The sequence below is a fragment of the Bacillus sp. D7-8 genome, from assembly GCF_052055895.1.
In the GTDB taxonomy this organism is placed as follows: Bacteria; Bacillota; Bacilli; order Bacillales; family Bacillaceae; genus Bacillus; species Bacillus velezensis.
On record NZ_CP179922.1, the window covers coordinates 2,950,638 to 2,971,711 of the forward strand.

The 21,074-nt window shown below is 47.2% G+C and carries 25 protein-coding genes; 9 read left to right on the forward strand and 16 right to left on the reverse strand.

Annotated features, from left to right (window positions below):
- Positions 1 to 6: 6 nt before the first annotated feature.
- The 7 genes from ACKTRM_RS14455 to ACKTRM_RS14485 form a co-directional block, all read right to left on the reverse strand.
- On the reverse strand, positions 7 to 258 hold the full coding sequence (locus ACKTRM_RS14455; protein ID WP_007408636.1) for a hypothetical protein: 252 nt from the start codon (positions 256 to 258) through the stop codon (positions 7 to 9).
- 25 nt (positions 259 to 283) lie between these two features.
- On the reverse strand, positions 284 to 1,315 hold the full coding sequence (locus tag ACKTRM_RS14460) for a nitronate monooxygenase (protein WP_012118288.1): 1,032 nt from the start codon (positions 1,313 to 1,315) through the stop codon (positions 284 to 286).
- Positions 1,308 to 1,730, reverse strand: a complete 423-nt coding sequence (locus ACKTRM_RS14465) for a secondary thiamine-phosphate synthase enzyme YjbQ (RefSeq protein ID WP_012118289.1) — start codon at positions 1,728 to 1,730, stop codon at positions 1,308 to 1,310. Before ACKTRM_RS14465 ends, ACKTRM_RS14460 begins: the two co-directional genes overlap by 8 nt.
- A 121-nt stretch (positions 1,731 to 1,851) precedes the next feature.
- Positions 1,852 to 3,510, reverse strand: a complete 1,659-nt coding sequence (locus tag ACKTRM_RS14470; RefSeq protein WP_012118290.1) for a glycoside hydrolase family 13 protein — start codon at positions 3,508 to 3,510, stop codon at positions 1,852 to 1,854.
- An 89-nt stretch (positions 3,511 to 3,599) separates the two neighbouring features.
- Entirely contained in the window at positions 3,600 to 4,889 is a 1,290-nt protein-coding gene (locus ACKTRM_RS14475; protein WP_007408640.1) for a hemolysin family protein, read from the reverse strand.
- Positions 4,890 to 4,931: 42 nt separating this feature from the next.
- On the reverse strand, positions 4,932 to 5,609 hold the full coding sequence (locus ACKTRM_RS14480; RefSeq protein ID WP_003152125.1) for a zinc metallopeptidase: 678 nt from the start codon (positions 5,607 to 5,609) through the stop codon (positions 4,932 to 4,934).
- A gap of 46 nt (positions 5,610 to 5,655) precedes the next feature.
- On the reverse strand, positions 5,656 to 5,919 hold the full coding sequence (locus ACKTRM_RS14485) for a hypothetical protein (protein ID WP_015418085.1): 264 nt from the start codon (positions 5,917 to 5,919) through the stop codon (positions 5,656 to 5,658).
- Positions 5,920 to 6,051: 132 nt separating this feature from the next.
- On the opposite strand from ACKTRM_RS14485, the gene ACKTRM_RS14490 reads away from it, so the two are divergent.
- Both ACKTRM_RS14490 and ACKTRM_RS14495 read left to right on the forward strand, forming a co-directional pair.
- Positions 6,052 to 6,306 (forward strand): atypical membrane-integrating protein, encoded by a 255-nt coding sequence (locus ACKTRM_RS14490; protein WP_023357104.1) that lies wholly within the window; start codon positions 6,052 to 6,054, stop codon positions 6,304 to 6,306.
- The gene (locus tag ACKTRM_RS14495) at positions 6,303 to 7,289 is read left to right on the forward strand and encodes a potassium channel family protein (RefSeq protein ID WP_012118291.1); all 987 of its coding nucleotides are present in this window, start codon (positions 6,303 to 6,305) and stop codon (positions 7,287 to 7,289) included. The genes ACKTRM_RS14490 and ACKTRM_RS14495 overlap by 4 nt, the downstream gene beginning before the upstream one ends.
- Here the strand turns inward: ACKTRM_RS14495 and ACKTRM_RS14500 are convergent.
- Genes ACKTRM_RS14500 through ACKTRM_RS14510 form a run of 3 tightly spaced genes read right to left on the reverse strand, consistent with a single transcriptional unit; the run spans position 7,286 to position 9,485 of the window.
- Complete coding sequence (locus ACKTRM_RS14500; RefSeq protein ID WP_012118292.1) at positions 7,286 to 7,690, reverse strand: YugN-like family protein; 405 nt, start codon at positions 7,688 to 7,690, stop codon at positions 7,286 to 7,288. The genes ACKTRM_RS14495 and ACKTRM_RS14500 overlap by 4 nt on opposite strands.
- 22 nt (positions 7,691 to 7,712) lie before the next feature.
- Positions 7,713 to 8,111, reverse strand: coding sequence for a hypothetical protein (locus ACKTRM_RS14505; RefSeq protein ID WP_012118293.1), 399 nt, complete (start codon positions 8,109 to 8,111; stop codon positions 7,713 to 7,715).
- 21 nt (positions 8,112 to 8,132) lie between these two features.
- The gene (locus ACKTRM_RS14510) at positions 8,133 to 9,485 is read right to left on the reverse strand and encodes a glucose-6-phosphate isomerase (protein WP_007408647.1); all 1,353 of its coding nucleotides are present in this window, start codon (positions 9,483 to 9,485) and stop codon (positions 8,133 to 8,135) included.
- Positions 9,486 to 9,882: 397 nt separating this feature from the next.
- Between ACKTRM_RS14510 and ACKTRM_RS14515 the strand changes: the two genes are divergently transcribed.
- Positions 9,883 to 10,449 carry an NADPH-dependent FMN reductase gene (locus ACKTRM_RS14515; RefSeq protein WP_012118294.1) on the forward strand — a complete coding sequence of 189 codons (567 nt, stop codon included), beginning with the start codon at positions 9,883 to 9,885 and terminating at the stop codon, positions 10,447 to 10,449.
- Between the two features lie 124 nt (positions 10,450 to 10,573).
- Positions 10,574 to 11,218: an isochorismate family cysteine hydrolase YcaC gene (gene ycaC, locus ACKTRM_RS14520; RefSeq protein WP_012118295.1), complete on the forward strand. Its 645-nt coding sequence runs from the start codon at positions 10,574 to 10,576 to the stop codon at positions 11,216 to 11,218.
- Positions 11,219 to 11,514: 296 nt separating this feature from the next.
- On the opposite strand, the gene ACKTRM_RS14525 is transcribed toward ycaC, so the two are convergent.
- Together ACKTRM_RS14525 and ACKTRM_RS14530 are read right to left on the reverse strand one after the other, a co-directional pair.
- Positions 11,515 to 12,687 (reverse strand): iron-containing alcohol dehydrogenase, encoded by a 1,173-nt coding sequence (locus ACKTRM_RS14525; protein WP_003152109.1) that lies wholly within the window; start codon positions 12,685 to 12,687, stop codon positions 11,515 to 11,517.
- A gap of 86 nt (positions 12,688 to 12,773) precedes the next feature.
- Positions 12,774 to 13,937 carry an iron-containing alcohol dehydrogenase gene (locus tag ACKTRM_RS14530; protein ID WP_012118296.1) on the reverse strand — a complete coding sequence of 388 codons (1,164 nt, stop codon included), beginning with the start codon at positions 13,935 to 13,937 and terminating at the stop codon, positions 12,774 to 12,776.
- A 230-nt stretch (positions 13,938 to 14,167) separates the two neighbouring features.
- Between ACKTRM_RS14530 and ACKTRM_RS14535 the strand changes: the two genes are divergently transcribed.
- Positions 14,168 to 14,404, forward strand: a complete 237-nt coding sequence (locus ACKTRM_RS14535; RefSeq protein ID WP_003152104.1) for a DUF378 domain-containing protein — start codon at positions 14,168 to 14,170, stop codon at positions 14,402 to 14,404.
- 47 nt (positions 14,405 to 14,451) lie between these two features.
- Here the strand turns inward: ACKTRM_RS14535 and yugI are convergent, their stop codons facing one another.
- From yugI to ACKTRM_RS14550, 3 genes are all read right to left on the reverse strand, one after another.
- Positions 14,452 to 14,844, reverse strand: a complete 393-nt coding sequence (gene yugI / locus ACKTRM_RS14540) for a S1 domain-containing post-transcriptional regulator GSP13 (RefSeq protein WP_007408653.1) — start codon at positions 14,842 to 14,844, stop codon at positions 14,452 to 14,454.
- Positions 14,845 to 15,040: 196 nt separating this feature from the next.
- Entirely contained in the window at positions 15,041 to 16,210 is a 1,170-nt protein-coding gene (locus ACKTRM_RS14545; RefSeq protein ID WP_023357106.1) for an aminotransferase, read from the reverse strand.
- The gene (locus ACKTRM_RS14550; protein WP_003152098.1) at positions 16,211 to 16,711 is read right to left on the reverse strand and encodes an Lrp/AsnC family transcriptional regulator; all 501 of its coding nucleotides are present in this window, start codon (positions 16,709 to 16,711) and stop codon (positions 16,211 to 16,213) included.
- Positions 16,712 to 16,863: 152 nt separating this feature from the next.
- Here ACKTRM_RS14550 and ACKTRM_RS14555 point away from each other — a divergent pair, with 152 nt between their 5' ends.
- On the forward strand, positions 16,864 to 17,685 hold the full coding sequence (locus ACKTRM_RS14555; RefSeq protein WP_012118298.1) for an alpha/beta fold hydrolase: 822 nt from the start codon (positions 16,864 to 16,866) through the stop codon (positions 17,683 to 17,685).
- Between the two features lie 24 nt (positions 17,686 to 17,709).
- Here the strand turns inward: ACKTRM_RS14555 and ACKTRM_RS14560 are convergent, their stop codons facing one another.
- The gene (locus tag ACKTRM_RS14560; protein ID WP_003152094.1) at positions 17,710 to 17,970 is read right to left on the reverse strand and encodes a DUF1871 family protein; all 261 of its coding nucleotides are present in this window, start codon (positions 17,968 to 17,970) and stop codon (positions 17,710 to 17,712) included.
- An 86-nt stretch (positions 17,971 to 18,056) separates the two neighbouring features.
- Between ACKTRM_RS14560 and ACKTRM_RS14565 the strand changes: the two genes are divergently transcribed.
- The 3 genes from ACKTRM_RS14565 (at position 18,057) to ACKTRM_RS14575 (ending at position 21,060) form a co-directional block, all read left to right on the forward strand.
- Positions 18,057 to 19,220: a MalY/PatB family protein gene (locus ACKTRM_RS14565; protein WP_012118300.1), complete on the forward strand. Its 1,164-nt coding sequence runs from the start codon at positions 18,057 to 18,059 to the stop codon at positions 19,218 to 19,220.
- Between the two features lie 122 nt (positions 19,221 to 19,342).
- Complete coding sequence (locus tag ACKTRM_RS14570) at positions 19,343 to 20,626, forward strand: sensor histidine kinase (protein ID WP_012118301.1); 1,284 nt, start codon at positions 19,343 to 19,345, stop codon at positions 20,624 to 20,626.
- Between the two features lie 47 nt (positions 20,627 to 20,673).
- Positions 20,674 to 21,060 (forward strand): kinase-associated lipoprotein B, encoded by a 387-nt coding sequence (locus ACKTRM_RS14575; protein ID WP_012118302.1) that lies wholly within the window; start codon positions 20,674 to 20,676, stop codon positions 21,058 to 21,060.
- The last annotated feature ends 14 nt before the right edge of the window (positions 21,061 to 21,074 follow it).

Consider the following 21,074-nt stretch of genomic DNA (forward strand, 5'->3'; position numbering starts at 1 on the left):
CGTCTGTCATTGTGACGATGGGATGCGAAATGCTTTTCTTTTTCGGTAAAAAGCCGTCGTGCCGAGCGCTTGGTTTGCAGCCCATTCAAACTTCTCTAAATCATGTCGGGTGACGGCTCTGTCCCGTCGGCTCCATTTAATGGCGCGGACAAAGTAATACCCTTTAATCGGCGCCATGGTGACTTTGGAATGCGGAAAATCTTCAAAGACAAACTCAATAGTTCCTCTTTTTTTATAGGACATTTGAAGAATCTTCATCATCCATCACCTCACGATTTCTGGATTATGATTCGCACAATTCTTCCAAAACGGTTTTCACGTCTGTCGGCCCTTCAAGTTTCGCGGCGGACTGGCCGGCCCATAAAGACATATACTCCGCGTCTCCTGATTGAGCCGCGTGCCCGCGCATCGGCTTTGTCAGCGTATTATGCAGCGGATAAGGCAGCGTTTTTCCCTCGTCAGCTTCATATGTTTTCATGAACTGATTCACGATTCCCCGCGCCTGTTTTCCCGAAAACAGGGTGGTCAGCCGCGTGTCGGCTCCTTTTGATTCGGCAATGGCTTTTTGATATGCCGGTGAGGCGCTGCTTTCTTCACAAAGGAGAAACGGTGTTCCTACTTGAACGCCGTCCGCACCCAAACATCGGGCCGCCTGCACGCCGCGGCGGTCAAAAATGCCGCCTGCCGCAATCACCGGGATATTCAGCGCGTCTTTAGCCTGCGGAATCAGCGCCATAAGGCCGAGAGCCGGTTCTCCTTTAACCGGCAGAAACGACCCGCGATGTCCGCCGGCTTCTATTCCCTGAAGAATAACGGCGTCCATCCCCCGTTCCTCAAAGGCCTTCGCTTCCTCCGGCGTTGTCGCCGTGCCGAAAAGGAAACAACCGCTTTTCTTCAGCTTTTCCGCCGTTTCTTCCGGCGGCAGGCCGAAGGTGAATGAACACGCTTTGACTCCGTAACGGATCAGAAGCTCCGCTTTTTCCTCGAAATCATTCCATTCTTCTTTCAGATCAGAGAACGGCTTGGCGTCTTTTGCCCTCGGAATGCGGGCTTTCCATTTTTCAACAAGTTCCGCCTCAGGCATCTGTCTTTCCTCCGGGACGAAAAGATTTACTTGAAAGGAGCGGTCCGTCAGCTCTTTCATCTCGATAAGCTGTTTTTCAAGCGCTTGCGGGCTGACGTATCCTGAAGCGAGGCTTCCGAGCGCCCCTTCATTTGATACCGCCGAAGCCAGACGCGGCGTGACCAGCCCGCCGGCCATCGGCGCCTGAATGACGGGCTTTGTTAATGATAATGCACTCATCCACTCACTCATTTGTGTTTTCCTCCGGTTCAGCCTGTATTTTGATATAACAGGTTCTGTTTCGCGGACCGTCAAATTCGCAAAAATAAACGCCCTGCCATGTTCCGAGTATCAGGCGCCCGTCTTCTATGATGACATGCTGGGAGGCGCCGGTTGTACTCGCTTTCATATGTGCCGCCGTATTTCCCTCCATATGCCGGTCCAGTTCGTGCTCCCACGGATACATTTCATCAAACCTTCTGAGCATATCCCTCTTCACATCCGGATCGGCATTTTCATTTATGGTAATGCCGGCGGTTGTATGGGGACAGTATATGAGCGCCAAACCGTTTTTCACGCCTGTTTTGCGGAGAAACGCTTCGGCTTCATGTGTGATGTCGATCATTTCATCCCGTCTGTTTGTTTGAATCTGCAATTTTTTCAGCATATAGATGCCTCCTTTCTTTTTCTCTTCCTTTCCCATATTCGTTTCTGTATTTGTCTTTTCCTGTCGGATCGCGATGATAAACGCAGATCACAAAAAACTTCAGCCTCGGGACTGAAGTTTTTCACCATATATATACGCGGGCCTCATAAGGCTTTAAAAGAAAGGATGTCACATGGCGGTGCGCTTCTGTTTCCACGTTTGCAAGCACGAGAGAATCGGAGTCAAGCGGATAACCGGGATGCCTGTATAAAGCGGGGGTTCGGGACAGATTTGTGATGATCAGGGCGGTTTTTGTTCCGTTTTTTCTTAGATAGGCATAAATCTGCCGGTCATTCGGAAGCAGCAATTCATATGTGCCGCTGATCAATACGCTGTGTTCTTTTCTGAGGGCGAGCAGCCGTCTGTAGAAATGGTATACGGATGTTTCATCCTCCATTTGTGATGCAGCATTCAGCCATGTGTGGTTCGGATTCACTCCGAGCCACGGAGAAGCATCAGAAAACCCGCCGTTCGCCTCATCGCTCCATTGCATCGGTGTCCGTGAATTATCCCGGCCCTTCTTCCAGATGATCTTCATCACTTTTTCATGCGGAACGCCGCGGGACGTCTCTTTTTCATACAGATATTTCATTGCGGCGTCATCATAATCTTCAATGGATGGAAACGAAACATTGGTCATCCCGAGCTCCTGCCCCTGGTAAATAAACGGCGTGCCTTTCATCAGCATATACATCGCGGCGAGTGCCTTGGCGCTTTCTGTCAAAAACCGTTCGTCACCCCATACCGAGACGGAGCGGGGCTGATCGTGGTTCTCCATAAATAACGCGTTCCAGCCCTTTCCTTCAAGACTGTTCTGCCAGCCGGACAAGACGCGCTTAAGCGCCGGAATGGAGATGCTTTGATCATCTTCCGTATCCCAGAGGCCGAGATGTTCAAATTGAAAAATCATTTGAAAGACGCCGTGTTCTTCACCGGCCCAATCAGCCGCCTCCCAAGCCGCCACTCCGTTCGCCTCGCCGACCGTCATGATCGGATAGCGCGAAAATGTTTCCCGTTTCAGCTCTCTTAAGAGATCCATTATGCCTTCCCCATTCATATGATACGGGAAAGACGGGACGTACGGGAGACCGTCCGGATTCGGCATGTCAGGGAGCCCTTCTTTTTTCTTAATGTGAGAAATGGCATCCACCCGGAAGCCGTCTATGCCTTTATCAAGCCACCAGCGGACCATCTCATAAACGGACTGCCTCATCGCTTCGTTTTCCCAATTTAAATCAGGCTGTTTTTTGTCAAACAGGTGCAGGTAATACTGGCCGGTCTCTTGATCATATTCCCACGCTGATCCGCCGAAAATGCTTTCCCAATTGTTCGGCTCTTTGCCGTTTTTTCCGTCTCTCCAGATGTACCAGTCCCGTTTTTCGGAATCTTTCGCTGAGCGTGATTCGATAAACCAAGGGTGCTCATCGCTTGTATGGTTGATGACGAGGTCTATAATCAGCTTCATGCCGAGCGCATGGACATCCGCAAGGAGCCGGTCAAAATCCTCCATCGTCCCGAATTCGCCGGCAATTTGTTTATAATTCCGAATATCGTAGCCGTTGTCCGCGCCCGGCGAGTCAAAAACGGGACAAAGCCAGATCACATCCGCCCCCAACTCTTTTATGTAATGAAGCTTTGCTCTGATGCCGTTCATGTCGCCGATTCCGTCCCCGTTTGAATCCATAAAGCTTCGGGGATAAATTTGATAGACGGCCGCCGTTTTCCACCAATCCGTTTTCATACCGACACTCCTTTCTTTACATCATATGAAGGAGCGGGACGAAGAAGCATTTTTTCCATAAAAAAAGCCTCATTGCAAAAGCAGGAGGCTCAGAAATCAGTTTTTTTAATTTCAACGAAGCGGATATGATGGTCTTCCGCTTCCAGCACCTTAAATTCACACCCTTCGGCATGAAACACATCACCATTTTTCAGCTCCATTTTTTGTGTTAAGAGCCAGCCGGCAATCGTGTCAATGTCTTCATTTTCAATGGCGATATCAAGGAGATCATTCACCTCTTCTATAAGCGCCTTGCCGTCCATCACATAATGGTGTTCGCCTTTTTTGACGATGTGGGGCATTTCATCCTGGTCATATTCATCACGGATTTCCCCGACGATTTCCTCCAATATGTCTTCGACGGTCACAAGTCCCGCCGTGCCGCCGTATTCGTCAACGAGAATCGCCATATGAATCCGCTCCTTCTGCATGCGGATCAAAAGCTCCTGAACGGGGATGCTTTCAATGACTCTGATGACCGGACGCATAATTTCTTTTAATTCAATGGAGCGGCCGAGAAAATACGCTTTAAATAAATCCTTATTGTTAATAATGCCGAGAATGTGATCTTTGTCTTCCTTAATAACCGGATATCGCGTATACCGTTCGTTGATGATCAAATGTATGGCTTCATCAACTGACTGTTCAAGCGAGATGGCGGCGATTTCGGTGCGCGGCACCATGATTTCTCTGGCGACCCGGTTATCGAATTCAAATATTTTATTGACGTAACGGAATTCAGATTGATTGATTTGACCTTTTTTATAGCTTTCGGACAAAATCAGCCGCAATTCTTCTTCACTGACCACGACCTCATGTTCTTTCACCGAATGAAAACCGAACAGCTTGACCAAAAATCCGGCTGAGCCGTTTAACAGTTTAATAAACGGATACATCACTTTATAAAACAGAATGAGCGGTTTTGCCGTCCACAGACTGACGGCTTCGGCTTTTTGAATGGATATCGTTTTCGGCGCAAGCTCTCCGATAACAACGTGCAGATACGTGACGGCGATAAACGCCGCAATAAACGTGACGACGTGCGTAATAGATGACGGCATTCCGATCAGGCTGAAAACAGGATGAAGAAGCCGCTGAATCGTCGGTTCACCGAGCCAGCCGAGTCCGAGCGCCGTAATCGTAATGCCGAGCTGGCACGCTGATAAATATTCATCGAGATTTGAAATCACCCTGTGCGCCGCGAGCGCCCGGCTGTCTCCGGTTTCAACCAGCTCCGCGATTTTTGAACCGCGGATTTTGACAATCGCAAATTCCGCAGCGACAAAGATGGCCGTTAATCCGATTAACAGCATAATGAGAATCAGTTTTAATATAAGCAAAAAAACCCCTACCGCAAACGGTAAGGGGCCACCTCCTTCGTGTTAATTCTCATCACGACCATTTAAGAAAATCATCACAAAACGAAGCAGCTCGAATAATGAAACGAGCGCCGCAGCCACATACGTCAGCGCGGCGGCGTTCAGCACTTTATTCACGCCGTGTTCTTCACTGTTGCGAATGAATCCTTCCGACACGATAATCCGCTTCGCCCTCGCGCTGGCATTAAACTCGACAGGCAGTGTGACAAGCTGGAAAAAAACAGCGGCCGAAAACAAAATAATGCCGAGTCCGATTAAGTTCAAGCTGCCCAGGAGCATCCCGCCCAAGAAAAGCAGAGGGGCGACCCCGGAGGCAAAATTGACGACCGGAAAAATTTTGTGCCTCAGCACAAGCGCGCCGTATGATTCCTGATGCTGCAAAGCATGTCCGACTTCATGGGAAGCGACGGAAATGGCGGAAATGGAGCGGCCGTAATATACCGGCTCAGATAAACGCACCACCCGCTCCGTCGGGTCGTAATGGTCTGTTAAAGTGCCTCTTACCGGTTCTACCGGCACATCATATAAACCGTTAATATCAAGAATCCGTCTTGCCGTTTCCGCCCCCGTCCGCTGACTGGAAGCTTCTACGTCTGAGTATTTCTGAAAATTGCTTTTCACTTTAAATTGTGCCCAAAACGACAATCCCAATGCAGCAATTGTTAAAAAGATAAACAGCATATTATCCTCTTCCTTTTTCTCTTATATCGTACGATTTGCTTATATATTATTTTAATGATTGTCCGCTTTCCTGTACAGAAATCCGCTTCTTTTTTCTGACAGGAATCAATCCTCCGAGCATGATGAGGATACACCCGGCCAATCCGATGTAAAACGGAAACGTGCCTGCGGTCTCTTTTGCAAAAACAAGCCATGAAAATCCGCCGGACATATGATTGTATCCATTCAAATCGAAAATAAGCAATACGGCCGCCGAAGCGAGCAGCTGCGCTCCGGCCAGCGCTGCCAGCAATTTTTGAATGACTGTCATTTGACTCACCCTTTTTCGGTCCGCTTTCTTTATCATATGAAAAAATAAGGGTGAATATGTTTTCGGCGATTTTTGAAAGACATCAAACGAACTGGGACATACTGTATAAAAAAAGATACAGGTGTGATCGACATGAAAGTGACAAATGGCGAGAAAGAACAGCTGAGCAATGCGATAGACAGAATGAACGAAGGGCTTGACGCCTTCATCCAGCTCTATAATGAAGCGGAAAACGACGAGCCTCTCATTCAGTTTGAAGATGAGACGGCCGATTTAATCAGACATGCGCGTGACTCATACGGCCAGGAACAGCTGGACGAAAAACTAAACACCATTATTAAGCAGATTTTATCCATCTCTCTGTCGAAAGAAGAGCCGGGCGAATGAAATCAAACCGTATTTTTATTTCCTGGCTGAGATGGCCGTTATATGTTCGGATCGGACTGATCATTATCGCCTTGATTTTATTGTTCGGCCAACTCATTTACATGCTTGAGCCGAAGCAATTCACGTCTGTGTTTGAAGGGATTTGGTGGGCGGTTATTACGGTGGCCACAGTCGGCTACGGCGATTACGTTCCCCAGACGCCGCTCGGGCAGATTGCCGGCATGGTGCTTGTATTAAGCGGAGCGAGTTTTGTGACCGCCTATTTCGCCACGCTTTCTTCAGCCGTGTTCAGCAAACAGCATCGCTATGTCGAAGGGAAGGTCGCCTTTAAAGGCAAGGGGCACGTCATTCTTATCGGATGGAATGAGAAGTCGCATATGTTGCTGAAAGAACTGCAGCACATCGCGCCGTCAAAAACTGTCGTCCTGATTGATGATTCATTAAGGGAAGGGCCGCTTATTGAAAACGTCCATTTCATCCGCGGACATGCCGCTGATGACAGTACGCTCAATAAGGCGAATATTACGGAAGCCGATACCGTCATTTTGACAGCAGACCAGCAGAAAAATGAATCCGAAGCTGATATGCTGTCGGTATTAACGCTTCTCGCCATCAAAGGGCTGCATCCGTCCGTTTATTGTATCGTGGAAATTTTAACGGAACGGTATGTCAAAAACGCCGAGCGCGCAGGAGCCAATAAGATTCTGTGCACATCACGCCTGTCGAGCCGGGTGATGTTTGAGCATTACCGGGTCAAGCTGCAGCTTGCCAAACCGCAAACGCTGTCAGATCTGACGCTGGAGAAAAAGGTGCGCATCATTCCCGTCCCCGAGGAATTAAAGGGCTCATCTTATCATGACTGTGCGCTCTATTATCTCAAACGGAATACCACGATCATCGGCATACAAAAAGAAGAGGGGCCGATGCTGACCCCTCCCCTGTCATACCAGGTGCTCGATACTGATCTGTTTTTGGCTCTTTAATGCAGCAGGACGTCTTCCAGCTCTTTCACAAGCGAGATGCCGATATCTGTATATGAGCGGTCAATTGCTGCATCCCGCCGTTTCGGCTCGGAGAATTGGTTGAATAATGACTCAAAAACACCGCCGCCTGCGTGATCATCCGTTTCCTCCTGATAGACGTGCCTCAGCAAAAAGGGTGTGCCGATTGTAACGGCGGCCCCCCGTTCATCCAGGTGTCCCTTATTTGCTTCAACAGGGATGCGGAGAAATAAATAGCCGTCCTGATCGGAAATTTTGTAATCAAAGAACCCGCGGTCATACTCCCAGCCGCCTCCGATGGTATAACCGATCGGTTTCAGCACCTGTTCCAGTTCGCGGAGTAAAAACGATTGCCCCTCAAGTGAAGATGGTATGCTGATCATGTGCATATGCTCCTTTTTGTCTTTAGCGTCCCCGCTCTGCGGCATCTTCATACGGCGCCCGGGAAGAATCGGGAGCGGCAGACAGACGCTGGAAAGAGGTAACGGCGCATTCAATCAGAACATACGTCACAATTGCGGAGAGAACGGCTTCCGTTGAAATATAGAAAACGGCGGCATAGAGACAGCACTTCGTGATCAGCGACTGCATCCGGCCAATCTTCAGTTTCAGCCGGACCATGTCCGTAAACAAGCCGAGAGGGAAAGCGAAAAACAGGATGGTTTGTAAGAGGGATTCAGGAGACAGTTTTAGTGCCGAATAGACAATAGCGGCGGAACAGACGGAAATGACGGCATGCTTACATAAGAGTCGCATCAATTCATCATCACACCTTTCACGGTTTAAAAAAGGCTGACCCATCATGCTGAGGGCCAGCCCTTCTTTTTATTTTTCAAGGCGTTTTTCAAGCTCTGCTTTTTTCTCTTCAAAGCCCGGTTTGCCGAGAAGCGCGAACATATTCACCTTATAGGCTTCAACACCCGGCTGATCAAACGGGTTGACTCCGAGCAGATAACCGCTCATCGCCACCGCTTTTTCAAAGAAATAGACGAGATATCCAAATGTATATGCATTAAGCTCTGGAATATTGACAATTAAGTTCGGCACTTTTCCGTCTGTATGAGCAAGCATCGTGCCTTCGAACGCTTTTTTGTTGACGAAATCGACCGTTTTGCCGGCTAAGTAATTTAAGCCGTCGAGATCATTTTCCGCTTCTTCAATTGTCAGCTCATGCTTCGGTTTTTCAACGTTTAATACAGTTTCAAACAGATCGCGTCTGCCTTCCTGCACGTATTGACCGAGAGAGTGAAGGTCTGTTGAGAAGTTAGCGGAAGAAGGATAGATGCCTTTTTCATCTTTTCCTTCACTTTCGCCGAAGAGCTGCTTCCACCATTCCGCAAAGTATTGCAGCGCAGGCTCATAGTTGATAAGCATTTCAATGGTTCTGCCTTTATTATACAGAACGTTGCGGACGACGGCGTATTGGTAAGCCGCGTTCTCTTCTAATTCCGAGCTGGAAAAGTCTTTGCTTGCATCAAGAGCGCCTTTCATCATTTCATCGATATCAGCCCCGCTTACCGCAATCGGCAGAAGACCTACCGCAGTCAGAACGGAGAAACGTCCGCCGACATCATCAGGAATAACGAATGATTCGAAGCCTTCTTCATTAGAAAGCGTTTTTAAAGCGCCGCGCTCTTTATCTGTCGTCGCGTAAATCCGCGCTTTCGCTTCTTCTTTTCCGTATTTTTCTTCAAGAAGTTTGCGGAAAATCCGGAAAGCGATTGCAGGTTCCGTCGTCGTGCCTGATTTAGAAATGACATTGATAGAGAAATCAGCGTCTTCCAAAAGATCCATAACATCTTTCATATAAGTTGAGCTGATATTGTTGCCGATAAAGATAACTTGAGGGTTTTTGCGCTTGTCTTTCGGCAGAACGTTATAGAAAGAATGATTGAGCGCTTCAATCGCCGCGCGGGCGCCTAAGTATGAACCGCCGATACCCACGACGAGAAGCACGTCTGAATCTGATTTGATTTTTTCAGCGCTTTTTTTAATGCGCGCGAATTCTTCTTTATCGTAGTTTTCAGGGAGGTCCACCCATCCTAAAAAGTCGCTTCCGGCGCCTGTTTTTTCATGGATATTGTGGTGTGCCGTTTTTACGAAATCACGTGCGTATGTAAGTTCATGTTCATTGAAAAAAGGTAACGCTCTTGAGTAATCAAAGCGTACATGCGTCATTTGCTTGTCCCTCCATCACGGTGAATTGTTTTCTCTTTCACTTTATATGAACTCACCCGCTAAATCAAGTCATGAAGAAGGCATGATGAATACGGGATTTGCGCTAAAGATGCGTTCATTTTTTATACAATATCCCGGATTCGATATGGTTATATTTGTAATAATCGTGAGAGGGATAACGAATCGAATGTTGGTGATCCAGGAACGTATCACCTTTACTTTGGAGCAGGATGGCATCCATCGCCAATCCCGATGGGCCGGTTCTTTTTATATAGTACTCCTCTTGAGAGGATGTCATGCAGGCATATTAAGGCATAAATGTACATTTTTAAAAATAGTGTCTATATTTGGGGTATCGTGTTAAGATGAAAGTGATTTTAAACCGGGAGGTGATTTTATGACTAAAACCATTGGTCTTATTTGTGGAAGTTTACGAAAAAACTCGTATAATCGAGCAATTGCTCAATCATTGATTGACTTCGATAATGCGGCTCAATTTCGCTGGGTTGAAATAGACAGTCTTCCTTTTTTTAACGAAGATTTAGAAATTGCCGGAGCACCAGACTCCGTAACATCCTTTAGAGCTGATATACAAGACGTTGACGGCGTCATCATTGTAAGTCCAGAGTACAATTCCGGAATTCCGGGGGTATTAAAAAATGCATTGGACTGGGCATCGAGACCGCGGACCTCTTCTGTTTTAAACAGAAAACCGGTTGGCTTAATCGGAGCAACCCCCGGAGGGTTCGGCACTGCCTTTGGTCAAACGCAATTGAGAGAAGTACTCGAAGCTATGCAAGTCAATGTTTTGCCCTTTCAAAAAATGCTGATTTCGCAAGTCCATGAGAAAATTGATTCCGCTCAAAACATACTGACGGATGAACAAACAAAACGTTATCTTCAACGCTATTTACAACAGTTCATCCATTGGATTGATCATGCTCCGGTTCCCGTTCCAAATTAATTGAAGGATCATCCCCCTCACGAAAAGTCACCTCAGACATAACTTTCTTTCTATACAGCATATGAATAGATTTACCGTTTTCAATTCACAAACTTACTTGCCTTAATTCAAGGAGGATGATAAAATGTCTGATCTTTATTCCCGTCTTTCAAAAGATGATGCTGCCGTGCTTTTAGTTGACCATCAAACCGGCCTTATTTCCGGTCTCGTGCGTGACTATGGCGTTGATGAATTTAAAAACAATGTATTGGCTCTCGGTGATACGGCTAAATTCTTTGATTTACCGGTTATTTTAACAACGAGTTTTGAAAACGGACCCAACGGACCGCTCATGCAAGAACTCGTTGATCTCTTTCCTGATGCGCCAAAAATAGCCCGTCCCGGACAAATTAATGCATGGGACAATGAAGACTTTGTTAAAGCCATTGAAGCAACTGGCAAAAAACAGCTGATTATCGCGGGGGTGGTAACAGACGTCTGCGTTGCTTTTCCTGCGCTTTCTGCCATTAAAGCAGGCTACGAAGTGTTTGTTGTGACAGATGCTTCGGGGACGTTTAATAAGCAAGTAGCAGATGCATCATTAACCCGTATGGCTCATGGCGGCGCGCAGCTTATGAACTGGTTCAGCGTAGCATGCGAGTTACAGCGTGATTGGCGCAACGACGTTGAAGGTTTTGGCGCATTAATCTCCAGTCATCTTCCCGGTTATCAAAACTTAATGGGAAGCTATTTGGGGGCTCAGCGGGACCTTAGTACACAAAATGCATAAAAGGAGCGCTGATTGAATCAGCGCCCCTTTTTTAAATTCGAAGTATAGCAAGGCTCTTCATCTTCATGATTTAGATTTTGCGAAAATAGATGATCGGCAATCGCAAAGTTAATTGATCCTTTTCTGCTAAATGTACAGAAACAGGGAGTCAAATCCGCATCATGTGAGATTTCCATAGTTGTCTCATGGCAAGGGGTGTTTCACTTGCTCTTGATGCACTAATGAAGGGACTCCCAAAACGGTTACATCTGCAGCTTGAAAATCTATTTCATCTTCACCCCGGCCGGGAATGTATCTTACAGCGACGCCTTTAAGATGGCAAGTACGTCATCTTTGTTCAGTTTTTGGAAATTGCCGAATCCGCCGTATTCCATTTCTTTTGCAGCGATGTCTGCGATCAGCTCAAGCTTGTCTTCACCGATGTCATAATCCGCAAGGCGGGACGGTGCGCCGAGGCTTGTCCAGAACGCGGACAATTTATCGATCCCTTCAAGCGCAATTTCTTTATCCGTTTTGCCTTCAGTATCAATGTCAAACATGTTGAGCATCAGGTTTTTAAAACGGTCTACATTTGTATCCAGCGTGTATCTCATCCAGTTCGGGAACAGAATTGCAAGTCCTCCCGCGTGAGGGATGTCATAAACCGCTGATACGGCGTGCTCCATCGTATGGGAAGCCCAATCGCCGAAATAGCCCATTTGCAGCGTGCCGTTTAATGCGATCGTACCCGCGTATAAAATCGTTTCACGATGCTTATAGTTCTCAAGGTCTTCCAAAAGTTTCGGCGCTGTTTCAATTACCGTCTGAAGGACCGCAAAACACATTCTGTCCTGAAGCGGCGTGTTTTCAACATTGTGGAAGTATTGTTCAAATACGTGGCTCATCATATCAACCATGCCGTATACGGTTTGGTTTTCCGGAACGCTGAAAGTATTCTCAGGATCTAAAATGGAGAAACGCGGATGAGTGACATTGCTGCCCCATACGAATTTTTCGTTTGTTTCCCAATTTGTGATAACGGAATCAGGGTTCATTTCAGAGCCTGTCGCCGCAAGCGTCAGCACCGTGCCGAACGGGAGCGCGTCCTGCGCCGTTACTTTTTTGCTGTAAATGTCCCATGCGTCGCCGTCATATTTCGCACCGGCCGCAATCGCTTTTGTACAGTCGATGACACTTCCGCCGCCGACTGCGAGAAGGAAATCAATCTCATGCTGTCTGCACAGCTCAATTCCTTTATTTACCGTTTCCAGACGCGGGTTCGGTTCAACGCCCGCAAGCTCATGAACGGTTGCGCCTTCTTCTTTTAAGATGCCTGTTACTTGGTCATACAGGCCGTTTCGCTTAATGCTGCCGCCTCCGTATACAAGCAGCACGTTTTTCCCGTATTGCTTCAGCTCTTTTTTCAATTGGTCGATTTGACCTTTTCCGAAAATCAGTTTCGTCGGATTGTAGTACGTAAAGTTCTCCATTTATCATAACCTCCAAAAAAATCGTAAGGGAATTACTATAACACAGAAAAAAAGGAGCTGCCAATCCGGCCGCCCCCTTTATGTTATTACAATGATGCTTTCAGTATCGCAAGCACGTCTTCTTTCTGCAGTGACTTGAACTGTCCGAATGCTCCGTTTGCCATCGCTTTATCTGCAATCGTATCCAGCTTCTCATCAGAAATATCATAATCAGCGAGTCTGTTCGGAGCACCGAGGCTCGTCCAGAAATCAGACAGCCTGCTGATTCCTTCAAGTGCGATCTCTTCATCTGATTTGCCTGTCTCGTCAATATCGAAGACACGGACGGCAAGCTGTTTAAAGCGGGCCGGATTTTCTTTGAGCACATGTCTCATCCAGTTCGGGAACAGAATCGCTAAACCTCCGGCGTGCGGTATATCGTAAACCGCTGATACCGCATGCTCGATGTTGTGTGTGGCCCAATCCCCTCTTGCGCCCATTGACAGCATTCCGTTTAATGCGATCGTGCCTGTATATAAAATCGTCTCACGAAGCTCGTAGTTCTCCAGATCATTGATCAGCTTCGGCGCTGTTTCAATCACCGTGCGCAGAAGCGATTCACACATCCGGTCCTGATACGGCGTGTTTGGCGTGTGGTGGAAATATTGTTCAAACACATGGCTCATCATATCGACCATGCCGTAAATGGTGTGGTCTTTCGGAACGGTAAATGTGTTTACCGGATCGAGAATAGAGAATTTAGGGTAAACGAGCGGGCTCCCCCATCCGTATTTCTCTTGTGTCTCCCAGTTTGTGATGACTGATCCGGAGTTCATCTCTGAACCGGTTGCCGCAAGTGTCAGCACTGTTCCGAAAGGCAGCGCTTCTTTCGGCTGGTGTTTTTTCGTGACGATATCCCACGCGTCGCCGTCATATTTAGCGCCCGCCGCGATGGCTTTCGTGCAGTCAATGACACTTCCGCCGCCAACGGCCAATAAGAAATCGATGCTGTTTTCTTTACAGAGCGCAACACCTTTGTTCACCGTTGAGACACGCGGATTCGGCTCTACGCCAGCCAATTCATGTACGGTAACTCCCGCTTTTTTCAGCAGTTCGGTTACTTGATCATAAAGACCGCTGCGCTTAATGCTGCCTCCTCCGTATACGAGCAGCACGTTTTTTCCGTACGGTTTGATTTCTTCAGGAAGTTTTTCAACCTCTCCCTTTCCGAAAATCAATTTTGTCGGATTCCAATATGTAAAGTTTTGCATGACATCTCCTCCTTTGGATTTATATTATGCAGAAAGATGACGTTCAATGTAAAGCAATCCGCTTTTTTGACGGCACATCACACGGTTTACAGACAGCGGCTTCCCGGGAAAGGCACTTGTACAGCTTGAAACAGTGTGTGATTTACACGGCGGAGAATGTAGTATGCATAGATTCTTTGCTTTGTCACAATCTATAACTGTTTCACGAATTCATAGAGGAGGTTGTTTACATGAGTGTTATTCAGCGTATCTGTCTCGTATTAACGATTATCGGCGCTATTAACTGGGGACTGATCGGGTTTTTCCAATTTGATTTAGTAGCAGCCATCTTCGGCGGCCAAGGATCAGCTCTGTCGCGGATTATTTACGGCCTTGTCGGCATCGCCGGTCTGATCAATCTCGGCCTGCTGTTTAAGCCGAACGAAGAAACATCCCGCGAGGAAGCGGCAAATCCGGAAGTCAGATAAACATAAAAAAAGCACCGAACATACATATCCGGTGCTTTTTTTAATGATTATTTTTTGATAAGGTCTTTGCGGTTGGACTGTTCAATCCACTCTTCAAGCTTATCTTTCAATGTGTTGAAACCTTGCGGAGCAGATGTTTCTTCAGAAGCTTGAGCCGCTTTCGGTTTTCTTGGTTTGCTTTCTTTTCTTTCAGGCGCCGCTTGAGTCGCACGGATAGAAAGGCTGATTTTGCCTTTTTCTTCGTCAACCGCAAGTACTTTTACTTGTACTTCGTCACCGATAGAAAGGTGTTCGTTAATGTCTTTTACGAAACCGTGAGTGACTTCAGAAATGTGAACAAGTCCTTGAGTTTCTTCATCTAATGCAACAAACGCACCATACGCTTGTAATCCTGTTACTTTACCAGTGTAAACACTGCCCACTTCAAATTTTGCTGCCATTCATAACAACTCCTAAGTTAAATTAAATACAGATTATACGCAATTTAAAATTATATCATACAAGTTTGTTTTTCGCAAAGAGAACTTTTTTACATGATCATGTTTAGGCACAGATAAAGGGGGGTATACTATGATTACGAAGGCTTTCTAGTATTCCCCCCTTTTATTTGGATGCGAACCGGGTTCGTATCTTTTTTTATGCCCCTTTTTCAACAAACCGTTTAATTCTGACGAGCGCTTCCTGAATCTGCTCAATGGATGTCGCATAGGAACATCTGATGTAGCCTTCGCCGCTCGGGCCGAATACATTCCCCGGAACGACGGCTACTTTTTCTTCAATGAGCAGCTGTTCCGCGAATTCTTCTGAACTCATGCCGGTCGACTGAATGGAAGGAAAGGCGTAAAATGCTCCGCCGGGGTGGTGGCAGCCGAGTCCGATTTCGTTCAATGTCTCCACAATCAGGTTTCGGCGTCTCCGATAGCTTTTCTTCATTCTTTCGACGTCTTCCTGGCCGTTTTTCAGCCCTTCAAGCGCCGCGTACTGAGCCATGGAAGGCGCGCACATCATCGCGTGCTGATGAATTTTGAGCATGGCATCCCTGATCACGGGAGGCGCCGCCGTAAATCCGAGTCTCCATCCCGTCATGGCAAATGCTTTGGAGAAGCCGGAAATGAGAACCGTGCGTTCCTTCATGCCGCGGATGGCCCCCATGCTCGTGAATGGCTCATCATACGTCAGCTCGGCATAAATTTCATCGGCAAGCACGATCAAGTCGTGTTTTTCAGCGAAAGCAGCGATGGATTCAAGCTCTTCTTTCGAATAGACGGAACCTGTCGGATTTGACGGCGAGCATAGAAGCAGCGCTTTTGTTTTGTCCGTCAGGGCCGCTTCAAAATCGGCTGGGGATGCTTTGAAACCTTTTGCAGCGACAGTCTGAATCGGCACCGGCTTCGCCCCCGTCAGGGTCACGAGTGATTCATATGCGACAAAACACGGTTCGGGAATTAACATTTCCTCTCCAGGATTCATAATGGCGCGGACAGCGAGATCAAGCGCCTGGCTTGCCCCTACAGTAACGATCAGTTCACTGTCAGGCGAATAACTCAGGCCGAACCGCTGATCTAAATAACTGCTGATTTCTTCTCTCAGTTCATAAAGACCCGCATTTGCGGTATAAGCCGTATAACCCTGTTCTAAAGAAAGAATACTCGCTTCCCTCACGTTCCAAGCCGTCACAAAGTCAGGCTCTCCCACTCCCAGTGAAATGACGCCTTCCATCGTAGCGGCCAGATCAAAGAATTTGCGGATGCCTGACGGTTTAATCTGCTGCACGTAGTCAGATAAATAAGAAGTCTTCGTTTCCATTTACGGAGACACCACGATTCTTTTGTCATCGTCTCCGCTTTCAAAGACTTTGCCGTCATGCTTATATTTTTTCAGGATGAAGTGCGTTGTCGTGGAAACGACAGACTCAAGGGTGGACAATTTTTCAGACACGAAGCTTGCCACGTCTGACATCGTGTTGCCGCGAATAACGACGGATAAGTCATACACCCCTGACATCAGGTACACTGATTCAACTTCCTGGAATCTGTATATCCGCTCAGCGACTTCATCAAAGCCGACATTTCGTTTCGGAGTGACTTTTACGTCAATCATCGCCGTGACGCCTTCCAAACCGTCGACTTTGCGCCAGTCGATCATCGCCGCATAATCAATGATGACTTTTTCCTTTTCAAGCTTTTCAATGATGCTTTTGACTTCTTCAGCGGGAATGTTTGCCATTTTCGCAATCGTTTCCGCATCAACGCGGCTGTTTTCGTCTAAAATTTCTAATATTTCTGTTTCTTTTTCGGTCAGCTTCATACGTTTCACACCTTTGCATTATCAAAAATCTTCATGACATTATATCACGATTTTCGACAAATGCTAAGAAAAACCCGAAAGAAACTAGAGCTAAAATCTGACAATCAAAAAAGCCTTTACATTACAACAAAGAAAGGACGGCGAAGGCTCTCATGGAAGCTGTTTCACCGATTAAACGGGCCGCGATAGACGGAGTTGAGCTGTATTACGAGCATTATGAAAATCCCGGCAGACAGACACTCGTCTGCGTACACGGTTTTTTATCTTCGGCATTCAGCTTCAGAAAACTGATCCCGCTGCTCAGAAACCATTATGATATTATCGCCGTTGACCTGCCTCCTTTCGGGCAATCGGAAAAGTCACGGACTTTCGTATATACTTACGCAAACCTCGCCAAGCTTCTGATCGGACTTCTGGAAAAGCTCGGTATCAGCCGGGCCGCACTCATCGGCCATTCAATGGGCGGCCAGATTTCCTTATCCGCGTCTCTTCTCAGACCCGAGCTTTTTTCTAAAATCGTCCTGCTGTGCAGCTCGGGGTATTTAAAGCGCTCGCACCCGTCGATTATATTCGGGACGCATCTCCCTTGTTTTGACCTGTATCTTAAGTATTGGCTTTCAAAAGACGGCGTGCTGAACAACCTGTTAAATGTCGTTCACGACCGGACGCTTATCGATCAGGAAATGATTGACGGTTACGAAAAACCATTTACAGACCGCCGGATTTTCAAAGCGATGACAAGGTTTATCAGACATAGGGAGGGCGATTTAGAGCCCGAGGATTTGAAGAAAGTGCAAAACCCCGCTCTTTTAATCTGGGGAGAAGAAGACCGGGTCGTTCCGGTCTCAGTCGGAAAACGGCTTCATGACGACCTGCCGGATTCCATTCTGTATTCACTCAAGGATACGGGGCACCTCGTACCCGAAGAGCGCCCGGAGTTTGTTTCGGAGCGGATTTTTGAATTTATTCAATAAAAAAACCGGCGGAACCGCCGGTTTTTAAGGGGTGCAGGAGCTGCTTTCTTTTATAAACAGAAGCTGCTCAGCGGCCTTTTGGCATCCTTCGATCGGAAGCTTTTGCTCAAATGAAGCTTCAAAGATATCCTGAATGGCTGCTGCCAGCTTGTCGGCGCGGTCTTCACTGTAGACGGCCTGAACGATGTCGACGGCTTCTGTCTCATAAAAATCTTCTCCATATTTAAACGGGTCCCACTTGGCAATGATTTTCATCATTTCCATGACCGCTTGGCTTTCTTCCATTTTCATCACCGCTTATAATAAAGTTTGCAATTCTATTTTATCATAGATACGCTGTGCAAAATAATGATACTACAGGAGTGACATACATGAACTTTGATCTTCGAGAAAACCGTCTTGGCACACAATCGGTGAAATGGGACAAGGCGGAAGCGTTATTCGGCGTATCGGATGCGCTTCCGATGTGGGTTGCCGATATGGATTTCCGCGCTCCCGAAGCGGTCACTGACGCCTTAAAAGCCCGCCTTGACCACGGCATATTCGGTTACACGTCTCCTGACGAAAACACAAGAGAAGCCGTCGCTTCATGGCTTGAGACGCGGCACGGCTACCGGCCCGATCCCGCAAGCATCGCGTTCAGTCCCGGTGTTGTCACGGCAATCAGCATGGCCGTACAAGCCTTTACCGAACCGGGCGATCCGGTGTTGATTCAATCACCGGTGTATACGCCTTTTTATCAGATGATCAAGGAAAACAAACGGCAGGTTTTACATAACCCGTTACGGGAAGAAAACGGCGTCTACTGTATGGATTTTGAGGATCTTGAGAAAAAGCTGAACGATTCTGAGGTCAAGCTGATGATTCTTTGTAATCCCCACAATCCGTCCGGCAGAGCGTGGAGCCGGGATGAGCTTATGAAGCTCGGATCGCTGTGCGCCGCCCATAACGTCACCGTCGTTTCTGACGAGATACATTCCGACTTGATGCTGTACGGAAAGCCGCATACGCCTTTCGCTTCTCTGTCTGAGGAGTTTGCGCGGATTTCCGTTACTTGTGTCGCGCCGAGCAAGACGTTTAATATTGCCGGCATTCAGGCATCCGCCATTATCATTCCCGATCGGTATAAGCGGGCGAAATTCTCCGCCGCATTGCATCAGAACGGAATTTCCAGCCTCAACACATTTGCGGTTGCAGCAATCGAAGCGGCCTATACAAAGGGAGGCCCTTGGCTTGACGCGCTGATTCCTTACATTGAAGGGAATATGAAATTGGCTGAGGACTTTTTAAGAAAAGAATTGCCGAAAGTCCGCATGATGAAGCCTGACGCTTCCTATTTGATCTGGATGGATTTCAGCGAATACGGATTTTCGGATGCCGAGCTCAAAGAAAGAATGCTCAAAAAAGGGAAAATCATATTAGAGCCGGGAACAAAATACGGACCGGGCGGCGAAGGATTTATGAGACTTAATGTCGGCTGTTCAGCCGCCGCCGTAAAAGAAGGGCTTAAGAGAATGAAAGCAGCGCTCGCTTAGCAGCGGAAAGAACGCCTTTATCAGATGAGATAAGGGCGTTCGCTTTAGAGAAATATATACTTTTTTTTCCGGTAAAGATGTTATAATAGATTCATATTTACATAGGAAAGGATTTCGCATAAATGGAGATTGTAAAGGATTACCTGCTTCACTTCTCTTTTATTTTATTCCCTATTTTTCTTTATCAAGTCTTCTGGCTCAGCAAGCCCGATTTGCTTGTGCCGAGAGCGAACCGCCTGCTGGTCGCCGTATTTGCAGCGTCATCTTCCTTATTATGTACGGCTTTTCCCATCCAGGAGCTTCATTCCGTCCGTTACGGTTTGCAGCTGATTCCCATTATCGTCTGCCTGCTTTATTCCGGTACCGCCGCAGGACTTGCCGCAGGGGCGGCATCCGTTTTTTTTCAGCTCATATGGTTTGAACCTTCCGCTCTTTTTTTCTTATCCTTAATTCCTTTTTTAATCATCATCCCTATCCAGCTCCAAACGAAATGGCCTTTTTTTTCAAAGCGGAAGAAACTGCTTTTCGCTCTTCTCATCGGCTGCACTGAAACCGCCTTATTAACCGCATCTGTCTTCATCTATTCCGCGACCAATATTTTCAATTTTCAAACTCTATCTTCCGTTTATTATGAGGCGGCAGTATCTGTTTTTTTTCAAGTCAGCGCCCTTTTGCTGTGCATTTATTTGATTGAGATCATTGATGAGAATGCGTCCATGCGGGCAAGGCTGATTCACTCAGAAAAAATGGCCGTCGTCAGCGAGCTTGCGGCAAGCGTCGCCCATGAAGTCCGCAATCCGCTTACGGTCGTCAGAGGTTTTGTGCAGCTGCTGTTCAGCGGCGAGCAGCTTCAGGACAAATCCCACTCCGGATATCAGAAACTTGTGCTGTCCGAACTCGACCGGGCTCAGACGATCATTACGAATTATCTCGATATGGCGAAGCAGGATGACTATGAAAAAGAAAAGTTTGATATTTCTCTGCTCGTAAAGGAAACAGGTTCCTTAATGGAGTCTTATGCCAATTTTAAATCGGTGACCGTTACGGTTCGAAGCGAGCCTGATTTATATGTGTTCGGCGATGTAAAAAAACTGAAACAGGCCTTCATTAATCTGATTAAAAACAGTATTGAAGCCGTGCCCTCTGAAAACGGCCGAATCGAGGTCTCCGTCCAAAAACAGGAAGAGATGATTCTCATTCAGATTACGGATAACGGAATCGGCATGTCCGATGAAGAACTGCAGAAACTCGGCAAACCGTATTATACGCTGAAAACGAACGGCACCGGGCTCGGGCTTACCGTGACATTCTCGATTATTCAGCATCATGAAGGCTCCGTCTGTTTCACCAGCGGCGAGCACTCGGGCACAACGGCCTCAGTCAGGCTTCCGGCAGCTGTTCACTAGCCAACCGCGTTGATCTTTTATAGAATAACTAGAGAGAGGTGAACGCTATGAATACGTTTGAAATCGGCACAATCGTAAAAGGGTTTTATAAAACAGGAGCATACATAGGGGAAGTGACAGACGTCAGGCCCAATCACTATTTAGTGAAAATTAAAGCCGTTCTGACGCATCCCGCTCAAGGAGATCTTCATCATCCGAAGCAGGCGGATGTTCCGTTTTTTCATGAAAGAAGAGCGCTTGCATTCGGGGAACAGACAAACATACCGCATCAGATGGTCAAACCGTTTGGTGGCGAGGTGCCTGATTATACGGCTTCCTTACAAGCGGCGTCTGCCCGGCTGAAAGATCAGCTTACAGCGGACGGCTCAGAATGGGCGGAACGTTCGCTCGACAACTTGGCCGCGTTAGAGCGTGACTATTTTAAAAGAACTTGACCCAGTCGGCATGA